The sequence below is a fragment of the Gordonia sp. NPDC003950 genome (assembly GCF_053605205.1).
Genome location: NZ_JBSGIT010000030.1, coordinates 1 through 13,736 on the forward strand (window position 1 = coordinate 1; position 13,736 = coordinate 13,736).

Annotated in this window: 13 protein-coding genes; 10 read left to right on the forward strand and 3 right to left on the reverse strand. The window is 67.1% G+C overall.

Features of this window, described 5'->3' with window-relative positions:
• Nucleotides 1–292: 292 nt before the first annotated feature.
• Nucleotides 293–1,381, reverse strand: a complete 1,089-nt coding sequence (locus ACWETB_RS21180) for a beta-mannosidase (protein ID WP_425476109.1) — start codon at nt 1,379–1,381, stop codon at nt 293–295.
• 72 nt (nt 1,382–1,453) lie between these two features.
• On the opposite strand from ACWETB_RS21180, the gene ACWETB_RS21185 reads away from it, so the two are divergent.
• Nucleotides 1,454–2,005: a DUF2599 domain-containing protein gene (locus tag ACWETB_RS21185; RefSeq protein ID WP_348807677.1), complete on the forward strand. Its 552-nt coding sequence runs from the start codon at nt 1,454–1,456 to the stop codon at nt 2,003–2,005.
• A gap of 48 nt (nt 2,006–2,053) precedes the next feature.
• Here ACWETB_RS21185 and ACWETB_RS21190 read toward each other — a convergent pair whose 3' ends face one another.
• On the reverse strand, nt 2,054–3,322 hold the full coding sequence (locus ACWETB_RS21190) for a cytochrome P450 (RefSeq protein WP_452213443.1): 1,269 nt from the start codon (nt 3,320–3,322) through the stop codon (nt 2,054–2,056).
• Between the two features lie 98 nt (nt 3,323–3,420).
• Here ACWETB_RS21190 and mshA point away from each other — a divergent pair, with 98 nt between their 5' ends.
• The 8 genes from mshA (at nt 3,421) to ACWETB_RS21230 (ending at nt 11,621) form a co-directional block, all read left to right on the forward strand.
• Nucleotides 3,421–4,761, forward strand: a complete 1,341-nt coding sequence (gene mshA, locus ACWETB_RS21195) for a D-inositol-3-phosphate glycosyltransferase (protein WP_452213445.1) — start codon at nt 3,421–3,423, stop codon at nt 4,759–4,761.
• A gap of 128 nt (nt 4,762–4,889) precedes the next feature.
• Nucleotides 4,890–5,522, forward strand: a complete 633-nt coding sequence (locus ACWETB_RS21200) for a YbjN domain-containing protein (protein ID WP_449741588.1) — start codon at nt 4,890–4,892, stop codon at nt 5,520–5,522.
• A 128-nt stretch (nt 5,523–5,650) separates the two neighbouring features.
• Nucleotides 5,651–7,255, forward strand: coding sequence for an AMP-binding protein (locus tag ACWETB_RS21205; protein ID WP_449741587.1), 1,605 nt, complete (start codon nt 5,651–5,653; stop codon nt 7,253–7,255).
• Between the two features lie 153 nt (nt 7,256–7,408).
• Nucleotides 7,409–8,086 carry a DUF1361 domain-containing protein gene (locus tag ACWETB_RS21210; RefSeq protein WP_452213450.1) on the forward strand — a complete coding sequence of 226 codons (678 nt, stop codon included), beginning with the start codon at nt 7,409–7,411 and terminating at the stop codon, nt 8,084–8,086.
• 130 nt (nt 8,087–8,216) lie between these two features.
• Nucleotides 8,217–8,963: a phosphoglyceromutase gene (locus ACWETB_RS21215; protein WP_348807453.1), complete on the forward strand. Its 747-nt coding sequence runs from the start codon at nt 8,217–8,219 to the stop codon at nt 8,961–8,963.
• 66 nt (nt 8,964–9,029) lie between these two features.
• A complete protein-coding gene (locus ACWETB_RS21220; protein ID WP_348807682.1) occupies nt 9,030–9,350 on the forward strand; it encodes a GNAT family N-acetyltransferase in 321 nt (106 codons plus the stop codon).
• A gap of 129 nt (nt 9,351–9,479) precedes the next feature.
• The gene (locus tag ACWETB_RS21225; protein ID WP_452213453.1) at nt 9,480–10,877 is read left to right on the forward strand and encodes a sensor histidine kinase; all 1,398 of its coding nucleotides are present in this window, start codon (nt 9,480–9,482) and stop codon (nt 10,875–10,877) included.
• A 57-nt stretch (nt 10,878–10,934) separates the two neighbouring features.
• Nucleotides 10,935–11,621, forward strand: a complete 687-nt coding sequence (locus ACWETB_RS21230; RefSeq protein WP_449741584.1) for a winged helix-turn-helix domain-containing protein — start codon at nt 10,935–10,937, stop codon at nt 11,619–11,621.
• Between the two features lie 125 nt (nt 11,622–11,746).
• On the opposite strand, the gene ACWETB_RS21235 is transcribed toward ACWETB_RS21230, so the two are convergent.
• On the reverse strand, nt 11,747–12,583 hold the full coding sequence (locus ACWETB_RS21235) for a hypothetical protein (RefSeq protein WP_452213508.1): 837 nt from the start codon (nt 12,581–12,583) through the stop codon (nt 11,747–11,749).
• Between the two features lie 165 nt (nt 12,584–12,748).
• On the opposite strand from ACWETB_RS21235, the gene ACWETB_RS21240 reads away from it, so the two are divergent.
• Nucleotides 12,749–13,726, forward strand: coding sequence for a Ppx/GppA phosphatase family protein (locus ACWETB_RS21240; RefSeq protein ID WP_348807448.1), 978 nt, complete (start codon nt 12,749–12,751; stop codon nt 13,724–13,726).
• Nucleotides 13,727–13,736 lie beyond the last annotated feature (10 nt).

The following is a 13,736-nucleotide window of genomic DNA, read 5'->3' on the forward strand; positions in this document are numbered from 1 at the left end:
GGGGAGGTGATCGATCATGGCGGCGTCGGCGGCGGTCATCGACAACTCCGGCGCGGTAGTCGTGCGAATTGTGGTGTCGGCCATGATGTTCACCCACCTCTGCTCGGTCGTATCAACTGAACTGTGACAAGTATATCGAGGGGCACCGACAAACTTCTCCGCGCGGAATCTGGTGGGGGTGAATGCTGTCGGCTATGTCACGCGTGGGTTCGGTTGGTGGTGGCGAGATTTCGTCGTTGGGTTGCGGACGTGGTCTCGACCTCGACAAGCTCGGCCCGGCAGATGCGCGGTCTCAGCGGTTGAGGTCGGACACCACCTGCCAGAGCGGGTCGTCGAAGCCGATGTCGTAGGTGCATTCGGTTGGTCGTGGGTCGGGTACGAACGCCCAGAACAGGATTGCTGCGACCCCGGACCGTCGTTCGGTGAGTGTCTGCTCCCGCAGAGTGTCATAGCGCTCCTGCAACGTCCGACAGGATCCGGCCTTCATGCCGAGTTCGGTGACCACCAGGGGTTTTCCGAGCTGCCGTGACTGAGACAAGCGGGTCGGGAGGTCGCTCCCGGCGGGTGGGGCGCCGTCGTCGTACCGGTAATCGTGGTAGTCGAGGATATCGATGTTGGGCGAAGCGCCGACCGTCAAGATGTCGTCGCCGGCGAGCGAACACTGGTCGCCACCGGTGGTGCCGGAGAAGATCGGATGGCGATCGTCGATCTCACGCAACTGTGCACCCGCGGAGTCGAAGAAGTCCCGCAGCACCTGCGCGGCCCCCGGGGCGCACAGGCGTTGCTGCCACGCGCACCCGCCGGCACCACAGGAACTGGCCTCGGGCTCACCGACGAGCTCCCACCCGGCCAGCGACGTCCGCCCGGCCCAGCGTTTCACCGCGATCGGCAGCCACTGGGCATAGGTGAGTCCACCGACGTGCGGTGTCGTCCGCCACCCGTAGACATACCACTGGCGGTCCTTGAACTGGTTGTCCTCACAGGCGCCGGAGGACCCGGTGAGCACCGGCAAGACCATCTGGTGATGGCGCTCCGCGGCGGCGAACACCGCGTCCAGTGGCGCGAAGTCCAGGCCACCGGTCGTGACGCTCACCGCGAAGGAGGCATAGAGGTTGAACCTTGTGAGGCTGCGCGCGGGCAGCGCCGAGAAATACCTGTCGAGATCGACCTCGGCACCGCATCCGCGGTTGACCGACCAATCGGTACCCAGTTGGTAGGCGTTGAATCCGACTGGCTGCCACGGGCTTCCGTCGAGCAGCAGTGAGTTCGTGGTGGTGTCCACGCGGCCACCGAAGTCGTGGGTGACCGCCGTCGACGTGGAATCGTGCGTAGCGCAGCCGGTGAGCAGAAGCAGTACCGCGATCAGCGCAACGGGCAGCATCGTCGGCGATGTGCACCACCGCCGCGAAGACCCCACACCGCGGAGCGTACCCCGGCCGCTAGTCTCGCGAGGGTGACTCATCGACGGCTCCCGGTGGCCGGCCGCGGCCGGATCGTGCTCGGCGCGGCGGCGTGCGCACTGATCGTCGGGAGCGCAACGGGTTGCGGTGGATCGTCGACGACGTCGACCTCGACCGACTCGGCCGCTGCGTCGTCGTCGGCGACATCGGATGCACCGAGCTCGAGCGTGTCGGTGCCGACGGCGACTGGCCTGGGCTCCTACTCGCCGCCGACCCCGGCCATCGACCCGGTCAACCGCCCGCCCTACGTCGACCACGTCGAGTGGGTCTCGACCGCGGTCGGTCCGAGCCTGCAGATCCATCCGACCGTCAGTGGACGCAAGACGTACTCCGACGATGGCGCCGACGTCGCCTGGGCGGAGGTCCTGAAGCTGGCCCCCGACGCCGACACCCCGGGTATGCGGGCGCAGTTCGACTGTCACTGGACCTACGCCCGCCTGGTGGCACCGGACAAGCCGAGTTGGAACATCGAGCCGCAACGGCCGGTCGTCGACGAACAGCAGATGGTGGCTACGCGCTGCAATCCGGGCGGTCCGGAGGAGTGACGCCGGCGGGCCCGGGGCGTCGCCGCGCCACAACCTGCCCTGGGTCGGCTATCGGTGGACCCCCGGTCGAAACGCCATACGCGTCGGGCGTCGAACATAATTGCCTGCAGCCCAATCGATGTCGCCGGCCTCGTAGTCGGGGAACCGGGCCAGGATGGCCGTGAGGGTCTCCCGCGCCGCCATCCGGGCCGCCGCCGCACCCAGGCAATGGTGATCGCCACGGCCGAAGGTGAGTATCGCCCGCGGACGCCGAGCGATGTCGAGTTCGTCGGCATCGGGGCCGAAGACGGCCGGATCCCGGTTGGCCGCGGCATAACACAGCAACACCTTGCGCCCGGCCGGGATCTCGACCGGTCCCTCGGGAGTGTCGGGGTAGTGCACGGTGCGGGTGGTCTGACGGCACAGTCCCTGAACGGGGGAGGTCAGCCGCAGGAGTTCGGAGACCGCGTCGGGGATGAGGTCGGGATCGTCGGCCAGGCGGGCCCGCTGATCGGGGTGGCGCGCCAGCAGGTCCAGGGAACCGCCGAGCAGTCCCGTCGTGGTGTCGTTGCCGCCGGCGATCATCGTGAACACGAATGCCAGGATCGACACCAGCCCCGCGTCGTCGTCGGCCCGGCCCGCGGCGACGAGCGCGGAGACCGTGTCCTCGCCCATGCCGGTGCCGCAGTCCATCGCACGCCGCCGCTCGGCGATCAGGTCGGCGAAGTACCCGAGGAGTTCGCCGGTGGCCGCGCCCGCATCGGCGCCCGCCGAACCGGGATCGCCCACGGCGCCGACGATGGCCTCGGTCCAGACGTCGAACCGCTGCCAATCCCGTTCCGGAACGCCCAGATAGTGCGCCACCACCATGCTCGGCAGCGGTTTGAGAAGTAGTTCGATGATGTCGACCGGCCCGTCGTGACCGGTGAGCCGATCGATCCGATCCAGTCGCCGGGCGACGAAATCCCGCACGCGAGGGGCGATGGCCTCCACCTGGCGAGGGGTGAAACCGCGCGCGACCAGCGACCGGAACCGGGTGTGCTCGGGCGGGTCCTGCATCACCAGCGGCGGATTGTCGGCCATGCCGATGGCCTCGATCTCGTTGTCGGTCACTGTCAACCCGGCAGCCGAAGAGAACGTCGACGGATCGGTGGCCGCGGCCGAGACATCGGCATGACGGGTCAGGACCCAGTAATCCACCGCCGCGCCGGTGCCGTCGTCGGTGACGTGATGCACCGGCGATGTTCGGCGCAGACGCTCGTACATGGCGAAGGGATCACGCCACGTCGACCCGGACCGCAGCGCAAAGGCGGGTGCACGCGACAGATCTGCCACCATCCTGTGATGGTGAGACACATCACCATCAGGTGTCAACGCCCGGGCGGCCGACGGGCGCTGCCCCGGTCGACACATCCGCCACGCCTTAAGCTGGTGGGATGACTTCGTCCCGGCCACGGCGTATCGCACTGATCTCGGTGCACACCTCGCCGTTGGCGCAGCCGGGTACCGGCGACGCCGGCGGCATGAACGTCTACGTCTGGCAGACCGCCCGTCGGCTCGCCCGCCGCGGGATCAAGGTCGAGATCTTCACCCGGGCGACGTCGTCGATGGACGCACCCGCGGTGGACGCCGCCGACGGCATCGTCGTGCGTCACGTGGCCGCCGGCCCGTTCGAGGGCCTCGACAAGCGGGACCTGCCCGCGCAGTTGTGCGCCTTCAGCGCCGGGGTCCTGCGGGCCGAGGCGATGCAGCGGCCCGGCTACTACGACGTCATCCACTCGCACTACTGGCTCTCCGGGCAGGTCGGCTGGTTGGCGCGCGAACGCTGGGGCGTGCCGCTGGTGCACACCGCGCACACACTCGCCGCAGTGAAGAATGCCTCGCTGGCCAAGGGGGACGCCGCCGAACCGCGGCTGCGGGTGATCGGGGAGCAGCAGGTGGTGGCCCAGGCCGACCGGCTGATCGCCAACACCGACACCGAGCGCACCGAGTTGATCACCATGTACGGCGCCGACCCGGCGCGCATCGACGTGGTGACCCCCGGCGCCGATCTCGATTGCTACACACCGGGTTCGGCGGCGGTCGCGCGGGCCGAACTCGGGCTCGACCCGACCGCCGCCGTGGTGACCTTCGTCGGCCGCATCCAGCCACTCAAGGCGCCCGACGTGCTGTTGGCCGCGGCGGCGCCGCTGATCGAACGTTCCCGCGAAGACGGGCGCCGGCCGGTCCGCGTGCTCATCGTCGGCGGGCCGTCGGGCAGCGGGCTGGATCGTCCGACCGCGCTGATCGATTTGGCCGCCGAACTCGGCATCGCCGACGACGTGACCTTCCTGCCGCCGCAACCGGCGGCCCGCCTGGCGCAGGTGTACCGGGCATCGGATCTCGTTGCGGTGCCCAGCTATTCGGAGAGCTTCGGCTTGGTGGCCATCGAGGCGCAGGCCTGCGGAACGCCGGTCCTCGCCGCCGACGTCGGCGGTCTCGGGGTGGCCGTCGCCGACGGACGCTCGGGGATGCTCGTCGACGGACATCAGATCGGCGACTGGACGAACGCGCTGGAGAAGATGCTCAGCGACCCCGACCAGCTCACCCGGATGGGGATCGCGGCGCGTGCCCACGCCGAGCAGTTCTCCTGGGAACACACCACCGACGCGCTCGTCGCCGGTTACGGTCGCGCGATGGAATCCTTCGCGCACACCATGTCGCCGTCGACCGTCGCCACACCACTGGTGCGGGCCACCCGCCGGTGGCGGCGTCGCCGGTCGCGCATGACCATGTGATGTCCGATCGCGGTGATCTCGATCGTCGATCGGTCCGAATCACTGGGTGACGTCATCATTCGGGGACGCCGTCGCCCGGTGACCCCGCCGCGGTATCGACGGTGACCAGAGAGGGAGAGGGACGGAAGATGAGCCACACCGATCACATCGACTTGTTGGAGAAGGTGCTCACCGAGCACGGAATCTCGTTCAGCCGCAAGAGTTCCGGCGGAGCGCAGTCCGAGCACGTGGTGCTCGAGCTGCCCGGTGAACGTAAACTCAAGACCACGGTGCTGCTCACCGCGAGCAACTACGGGGTGCGGCTGGAGGCCTTCGTGTGCCGACGTCCCGACGAAGATCACGAGGGTGTCTACCGGTTCCTGCTCAAACGCAACCGGCGGCTCTACGGCGTGGCGTACACGATCGACAACACCGGCGACATCTACCTCATCGGCCGGATCTCCGGTGACGCACTGACCGCCGACGAGATCGACCGGGTCCTCGGGCAGGTCCTCGAGGCCGCCGACGGCGACTTCAACACTCTGCTCGAGATCGGATTCATCACCTCCATCCGCCGCGAATGGGCCTGGCGGGTGTCGCGCGGCGAGTCGTTGCGCAACCTGCTCGCCTTCGAGCACCTCATCGACAAGGACGCGCTGCCGCAACCCGGTGAGCCGCTCGAGGGACGGTATGTGCCCGGCGAGAGCGGTGCGTCCGTCGTCGACGATGCGCAGCGCGAAGCGGGTGGCGGCGACGGGGACGGGTACGAGGGTCACGCCTGAGTTCGGGTGGAGGTGGGCGCGGGCGGCGCGGCGAGGCCGGTATCGGACAAACCCGACCGAGGTGCGCATCACACCGTGGCAATGAGTGTTGATACGATTGCTCCGATCATCCCGCCAACGGAGGTGCCATGAGCTTCGCCAGTCCCTTTCCCGACGTCGAGATCCCCAATGTCAGCCTGTATGAGCTCCTCTTCGGCGACATCGCCGAGGAGTACCTCGATCGCACCGCGCTGATCGACCCGAAGTCGGGGGCCGAGACAAGCTACCGGCAGCTGATCGGCCAGATCAACGCCGCAGCCGGTGCACTGGCGGCCCGGGGTATCGGCGTGGGCGACGTCGTCGGCATCCTTTCGCCGAACATCCCCGCCTTCGCGACGGTGTTCCATGGGGTGCTGCGCGCGGGCGCCGCCGCCACCACGATCAATGCGCTGTTCACCGCTGACGAGATCGCCAAGCAGCTGACCAACTCGCAGGCGAAGATGCTCATCACCATCTCGGCGCTGGCCCCGCAGGCCATCGAGGCCGCCAAGCAGGTGGGCTTCGCCGACGAGCAGCTGTTCATCCTCGACGGTGAGGGCCAGGAGGTAACCGGCCATCCCAACGCCGCGGACCTGCTCGCCCCCAACCTGCCGGCACCCGACGTCAGCTTCGATCCCGCCACACACGTCGCCGCGCTGCCTTACAGTTCCGGCACCACCGGCAACCCCAAAGGTGTTGCGCTGAGCCACCGTAACCTTGTCGCCAACGTCGTGCAGATCAAGCCGCTGCAGGGCATGACCCCCGACGACGTAGTGATCGCGGTGCTGCCGTTCTTCCACATCTACGGCATGACCGTGCTTCTCAACGCCGCGCTCTACAACCGGGGGCGACTCGTCGTCATGCCGCGGTTCGACCTCGTCGAATTCCTGGAGAACATCCAGAACTTCAAGGTCACCAGCGCCTACATCGCACCGCCGGTGGCGGTGGCGCTGGCCAAGCATCCCATCGTCGACAACTACGACCTGTCCTCGCTGACGACGATGATGTCCGGCGCGGCACCCCTCGACGACGAACTCGGCAAGGCCGTCGCGAAGCGGCTGGACCTGCACATGTTGCAGGGATACGGCATGAGCGAACTCTCGCCGGTCAGCCACCTCATCCCGATCGACACCGCCGCGGTCCTCGGGCGCGAGGACCCGCCGCTGTCGTCCACCGGATGGGCCATTCCGAACACCGAGAACAAGATCGTCGATCCCGGTACCGGAGAAGAGATCCCGCTGCCCACCGAGGGACTCTCGGCCCCCGGTGAACTGTGGGTCAAGGGCCCCAACGTGATGCTGGGGTACCTCAACAACGAGCAGGCTACCGCCGACACCATCGACGCCGACGGATTCTTGCACACCGGCGACATGGCGCAGGTCGACCCGACCGGATGCGTCTACATCGTCGACCGCCTCAAGGAACTGATCAAGTACAAGGGCTATCAGGTGCCGCCGGCCGAACTCGAGGCACTGCTGCTGACCCATCCGAAGATCGCCGACACCGCCGTCATCGGCGTCACTGACGAAGACGGCGAAGAGATCCCGAAGGCCTTCGTCGTCAAACAGGGCGACGCCGACCTCGACGAGGCCGAGGTCATCGAGTTCGTCGCCGCCAAGGTCGCCCCGCACAAGAAGGTTCGTGCGGTGGAGTTCATCGAGGCGATCCCGAAGTCGGCCTCCGGCAAGATCCTCCGAAAGGACCTGCGCCGCTAAGGTCTTCGTCGGTTCTCGTCAGCACGTCGAGTGGGCGCCCTTTCGCGTTGAGTGGGCGCCCTTTCGCGTCGAGCGTGCGTGGTCTCGCGTCGAGTGGGCGCCGGTCATTCACCCGGCCGACATCCCGGAGCATGGTGGTGCACAATCGCTTCGGTGATCACGCTCAGGTCTGCGGTACTGGCCGCCTCGTTGTTGGCCACGTCGGCACTGACAGTGGGGCTCGGCGTCACCGATCCTGCTGTGCCGCTGTACTATCCGTCGCGGTTTCTGGTGTGGAATCTGTTCCTGGCGTGGATTCCGATGGTGTTCGCCACCGGGTTCGCGTCGGTGTCGGGTCGCGGATGGTTGATCCCCCTCGGACTGGGATGGCTTGCGTTCCATCCGAATGCGCCGTACCTTGTCACCGATCTCGTGCACCTGCGTGAGGGATACGACCTGTGGCGGCACGTGCTGCAATACGGATTCGCGGCGTGGACGGGCATCATGCTCGGCGTCATGTCGTTGTTGGTGGTGCATCGTCGGCTGGAGGCGGAGTTCGGAGCAATCGTCGGGTGGATCGCGGCGGTTGCGTCGGTCGGGCTGTGTGCGATCGGCGTCGTCATCGGACGATTCCAGCGGTGGAACTCCTGGGATCTGGTGACCCGTCCCGACGCCGTCATCCACACCACGCTCGGGTGGGTGCGAACGCCATTCGCGCACGTCGAGTCGACGGGCGTCGGCGTGGCCGTCGCCGCGTTCTTCGGTCTGGCCTATCTGACGATCTGGGCGGTCGCGGGCTGGACAGTCGAGGGACGGGGACCTGTTCGGCGGTCACCGGCCCGACGAGGGTGACCGCTCGGGCATGGCGCCCACTCGACGGGAAACGGCGCCCACTCGACGGGAATCGGTGCCCACTCGACGGGAATCGGCGCCCACTCGACGTGAGAAGAGCGCCGGGGCGGTCTGTGGGAGACTATCGACCATGAGCAACGGCACCCTGATCCTGATGCGGCACGGCGAGAGCGAATGGAATGCGTCCAACCAGTTCACCGGTTGGGTCGACGTGGCGCTCACCGACAAGGGCAAGGCCGAGGCGGTGCGGGCCGGCGAGCTGCTCGTCGAGCACGATGTGCTGCCCGACCTGCTGTACACCTCGCTGCTGCGACGGGCGATCTCCACGGCCCAGATCGCGCTGGATGCTGCCGATCGGCACTGGATCCCGGTGATCCGGGACTGGCGTCTGAACGAACGTCACTACGGGGCGCTGCAGGGGCTGAACAAGGCCGACACCCTCGAGAAGTACGGCAACGAGCAGTTCATGCTGTGGCGTCGCAGCTACGACACCCCGCCGCCGCCGATCGATCCCGAGTCGGAGTACAGCCAGACCCACGATCCGCGCTACGCCGACCTGCCCGAGGTGCCGCTCACCGAATGCCTCAAGGACGTCGTCGTGCGTCTGGTGCCGTACTTCGAGGAGACGATCGCCGCGGATCTGAAGGCGGGGAAGACCGTTCTCATTGCCGCGCACGGTAATTCGCTGCGCGCCCTGGTGAAGTATCTGGACGGGATTTCCGACGCCGACATCGCGGGCCTGAACATCCCGACCGGCAATCCGTTGCGCTACGACCTCGACGAGAACCTCAAGCCGCTCAATCCCGGCGGCACCTATCTCGATCCGGAAGCCGCCGCCGCCGGGGCCGCGGCCGTCGCAGCACAGGGGCAGAAGTAGCCGCTGGTGTGATCCGTAACACAATCGTCATGGTGTCTGTCATGTGACGCGCGCTACATTGGGTGCATGGCAGATCCGGGGCACCTGCGCATCGCACACTCACCTGCGCGAGAGCGGTACGAGGCAGTTCTGAGCAATGACGCGGACGGTGACGAGGTCACCGTCGGATACGTGGATTACGTATCCGAGCCGTATCAGGTCGTGTTGACCCACACCGTGATCCCGGACGCGTACTCCGGTCGCGGTTATGCCGGAAAGCTGGTGAAGGCCGTTCTCGACGACATCCGGCCGACGGGCAAACAAGTGGTGCCGGTCTGTTCGTATGTTCGGCATTTCATCGAGCAGCATCCCGAATACGCCGACATGGCGGTGCCGGTACCGCAATAGGCGAGTCGGCGAGCCGTTATGCACCACGTAGGTGGCTCAGGTCACGAAATGGTCGAACAGCACGTGAACGGCAGTCGAATTGTGCCGTCGCGAATGTTCGTGGTGTTTGCGGGACCGTAAGCTGCGACTGTGACCGCTGCATATATTGCCGGAGTCGTCGCGGCAATCGTGCTCGCGGTGACCGTCGGATTCGTGCTCGGGCGCGTCAACTGGTCGACAGGTGGTTCTCGAGCCTGGTGGACAGGTGGATCTCGAGCGTGGCGTGATCGTTTCGCGCGCTCCACCGACCCCACCGACGGTGCCCCCGCCGAGTCGTCGCGCAGTCTCATCGCCGAACACGATCCCGGTGATTCCGCGGCCGAGGTACCCCGTCTGGTGCCCGAGTCGGCGGCCCTGCGGGAATTCGACGTCCCCACCGTCACCGACGACGGCCGGATGACCAAGGCCGGATTGCTCAGCCTGATCGTGCGGCATTCCGAGGTGGCCGTCGCCGTGGTCGACGAATTCCGCGACGTTGTCCTCTACAACCAGCGGGCCGTCGAACTGGGCATGGTCGCAGAGCACCTGCTCGCCGAACCGGTCTGGCAGGCGTCGCTGGTGGCGCTGGGTTCCGGCGAGGACGAACGATTCGACTTCGTGCCGCCCACCTCGACGCTGGGTTTCCTCTCGACCGGCCGCGCGGCCAAACGGACCGCGGAATCGGTGCGGTGCCTGGCCCGCGTCGGTGCCTACGGCGACGAGCGCTACGTGATGGTCTACGGCACTGACGACACTGAGAACCTGCGTGTGGAGGCCACTCGCCGCGACTTCGTCGCCAACGTGTCCCACGAACTCAAGACCCCGGTGGGGGCGATCGGGTTGCTCGCCGAGGCGATGCTGGAATCGGCCGACGACCCCGAATCGGTGGAGCACTTCGGTCGCCGCGTGGTCGCCGAGGCCCACCGGATGGGCAACATGGTCACCGAGCTCATCGCCCTGTCGCGACTCGAGGGCGGCGAAACCCCCGAGTTCACCCGCGTCGACGTCGACGAACTGATCAGTACCGCACTCGACCACGCCGCGATCAGCGCGGAGGCGGCCGGCATTTCACTGCGTTCCGACGACCCGATCCACGTGACGGTCCGCGGAGACCGCATGCTGCTGCTGACGGCGCTGAGCAATCTGATCGTCAACGCCATCGCCTACTCGCCGGCCAAGACGACCGTCTCGGTCAGTCGCCGGGTGACGACGATGAACGGGGTCTCGATGGTGTCGATCGCGGTCACCGATCGCGGCATCGGCATCGGCCCCGCCGATCAGCAACGAGTCTTCGAGCGGTTCTTCCGCGTCGACAAGGCCCGGTCACGCCTCACCGGCGGAACCGGTCTGGGCCTGGCCATCGTCAAACACGTCGCCGCCACCCACGACGGCAACATCAACCTGTGGAGTCAGCCCGGAACCGGCTCGACCTTCACCCTGTCCATCCCCCAGTCCAACCCCCGCAGTGACGCCGACGTCCACGACGCCACGCGGGTGGCGAATCCGTGAGACGACGTGCGGATCAGATCGCATGACCCGTCAGCCCGAACAAGTGAGGAGTAATTGGTGACGCACGTACTGATCGTCGAGGACGAGGAGTCGCTGGCCGACCCGTTGGCATTCCTGCTGCGCAAGGAAGGCTTCGAGGCCAGCGTCGTCAACGACGGTGCGCAGGCGCTGTCCGTATTCGACCGGATCAGCCCCGACATCGTGCTGCTCGACCTCATGCTTCCCGGGGTCCCCGGCACCGAGGTCTGCAAGGCGCTGCGCGCCCGGTCCAGCGTTCCGGTGATCATGGTGACCGCCCGCGACAGCGAGATCGACAAGGTCGTCGGACTCGAACTCGGCGCCGACGACTACGTGACCAAGCCGTATTCGGCACGCGAACTCATCGCCCGCATCCGGGCGGTGCTGCGCCGCGGCGGGGATGTCTCCGACGACGATCTGGCCTTGGTGGTGCTGGAGGCCGGTCCGGTGCGGATGGATGTCGAACGGCACACGGTGGCCGTCAACGGTGAGTCGATCACGTTGCCGCTCAAGGAGTTCGACCTCCTCGAGTATCTGCTGCGCAACTCCGGGCGGGTGCTCACGCGCGGTCAGCTGATCGACCGGGTGTGGGGTGCGGACTACGTCGGCGACACCAAGACCCTCGACGTGCACGTCAAGCGGCTGCGATCCAAGATCGAACCCGATCCGGCCTCGCCGAAGCATCTGGTGACCGTCCGCGGACTGGGCTACAAGTTCGAACCCTGATCGACCGATATGAACGCGGTGTGAGAGGTCGCTCGTGTCGATATACGACGCGAGGGACCGCTGACACCGCGTTGATATCGCTTGTCGGCGTGGCGGGACACCCCCCAACTCACATGGGTCCCGTGTCAGGCGGGTTCGATGTCGAGCAATTCGTACTTGATGTCGCTGCTGCGGCGGGTGGTCGCGGCGGTGGTGGCCGGATGCACGGCGACCAGCCCCAGTTCGTTGCGACGGCGGCAGGCGTCGGCGAGGACACCGTAGGCGGCGGCACCGATGAGTTCGGTGAGCTCCGGCTCATACGACTGCCACACCTGGGTGGCACCGATGTGCGCGTCGGGCGAACCCGAGCAGTACCACTTGAGGTCGTGGCCGCCCTCACCCCAACCGCGCCGGTCGTATTCGGTGATGGTGGTCTTGAGGATCTGGGTGCCGTCGGGCCGGTCCACCCAGTCCTGGACCCGGCGAACCGGAAGTTGCCAGCACACATCGGGTTTGACGGTCAGCGGCTCCAGTCCGCGGCGCAGCGCCATGGCGTGCAGGGCGCATCCCGGACCGCGGTCGAAATCCGGCCGGTTCAGAAAGATGCACGCGCCCTTGTGAAGTCGCGTCTTGAGGGCGGGTTCGTCGTCGATCTCGTCCTCGATCAGATAGCCGCGCGGCCCGAGGGGGTCCTTGCCAGAGCCCTTTTTGTAGAACTGCCAATCCTTTTCGGTGAGCAGCGACATCCCCTTGGCCAGACGTTTGCGGTCGTCCTTGTCCGACAGGTAGGCGCCGTGGGTGCAGCACCCGTCGCTTTCCCGGCCGTCGACGATGCCCTGACACGCCGGGGTGCCGAACACGCAGGTCCAGTGCGAACACAGCCAGGTGAGGTCGGCGTTGATGACGTGTTCGGCGTTCTCCGGATCGTTGAACTCATACCACTCACGCGGAAAATCGAGATCGACCTCGGGAGCAGGGGTGATCCGCTGGATGGGAAGGGACTTGGCCACGAAGACAACGGTAACCGCAGGGTGGCCAGGAGTGCGCAATCGCCGCCCCGGCGTGACGTCCCCGCGACATCCCGACGCCGCACACCGATCGGCCACCCGCGCGTAAAACGCAGGCGGCCCACCTCTTATCGTGTAACCGTGCGTTTAGGAGTCCTCGATGTGGGCAGCAACACGGTCCACCTGCTCGTCGTCGATGCCCACCGCGGCGGGCATCCCACCCCGATGAGTTCCACCAAGGCCGTGCTGCGTCTCGCCGAACACATCGACGGCCAGGGTCGCCTCGCCGACGGTGCCGCCGAACGGCTCGTCGACTCGATCGAGGAGTTCACCCTCATCGCGAAGAGTTCCGGCTGCCAGCAGATGATGGCGTTCGCCACCTCCGCGGTGCGCGACGCCACCAACTCCGACGCGGTGCTGGCCCGGGTGGCCGCCAAGACGGGCGTCACGGTCGAGGTCCTGTCGGGACGCGACGAGGCCCGCCTCACCTCGCTGGCGGTACGTCGCTGGTACGGCTGGAGCGCCGGACGGATCCTGGCCCTCGACATCGGTGGCGGGTCGCTGGAGATGTCCAATGGCGTCGACGAGGAACCCGACGTGGCGCTGTCGCTGCCGCTCGGCGCTGGCCGGGTGACCCGCGAGTGGCTGCCCGACGACCCGCCGGACCGCCGCCGGATCGGCGTGCTGCGGGACTGGCTCGACGCCGAGATGCGGCCCGTCGCCAAAGAACTCCTCGAACCCGGCAAACCAGATCTCGCGGTCGGGACGTCGAAGACCTTCCGGAGCCTCGCGCGACTCACCGGTGCCGCCCCGTCGGGTGCGGGACCGCGGGTCAAACGCAGCCTGACGGCCAGTGGTCTGCGCCAGCTCATCGCCTTCATCTCCCGGATGACCCGCGACGACCGCGCCGAACTCGAGGGGGTCAGCAGTGATCGTGCAGGTCAGCTCGTCGCCGGCGCTCTTGTGGCCGAGGCCGCTATGCGTGGCCTCGGGGTCGATACACTGGAAATCTGCCCATGGGCGTTGCGCGAGGGGGTCATCCTTCGTCGTCTCGATGCCGAGCCTACGGACGCATCCGATCCGGCTGCTTCCGGCCTCGAGGCCCGCGACGTCCGCTGACAGATGCGAC

Excerpts from the sequence above, each read along its gene's own strand:
- ACWETB_RS21200 (WP_449741588.1), top strand. The coding sequence starts at position 4,890 with ATGAGCCACACCGATCACATCGACTTGTTGGAGAAGGTGCTCACCGAG.
- ACWETB_RS21190 (WP_452213443.1), bottom strand. The coding sequence starts at position 3,322 with ATGGTGGCAGATCTGTCGCGTGCACCCGCCTTTGCGCTGCGGTCCGGG.
- ACWETB_RS21205 (WP_449741587.1), top strand. The coding sequence starts at position 5,651 with ATGAGCTTCGCCAGTCCCTTTCCCGACGTCGAGATCCCCAATGTCAGC.
- mshA (WP_452213445.1), top strand. The coding sequence starts at position 3,421 with ATGACTTCGTCCCGGCCACGGCGTATCGCACTGATCTCGGTGCACACC.
- ACWETB_RS21220 (WP_348807682.1), top strand. The coding sequence starts at position 9,030 with ATGGCAGATCCGGGGCACCTGCGCATCGCACACTCACCTGCGCGAGAG.
- ACWETB_RS21215 (WP_348807453.1), top strand. The coding sequence starts at position 8,217 with ATGAGCAACGGCACCCTGATCCTGATGCGGCACGGCGAGAGCGAATGG.
- ACWETB_RS21180 (WP_425476109.1), bottom strand. The coding sequence starts at position 1,381 with ATGCTGCCCGTTGCGCTGATCGCGGTACTGCTTCTGCTCACCGGCTGC.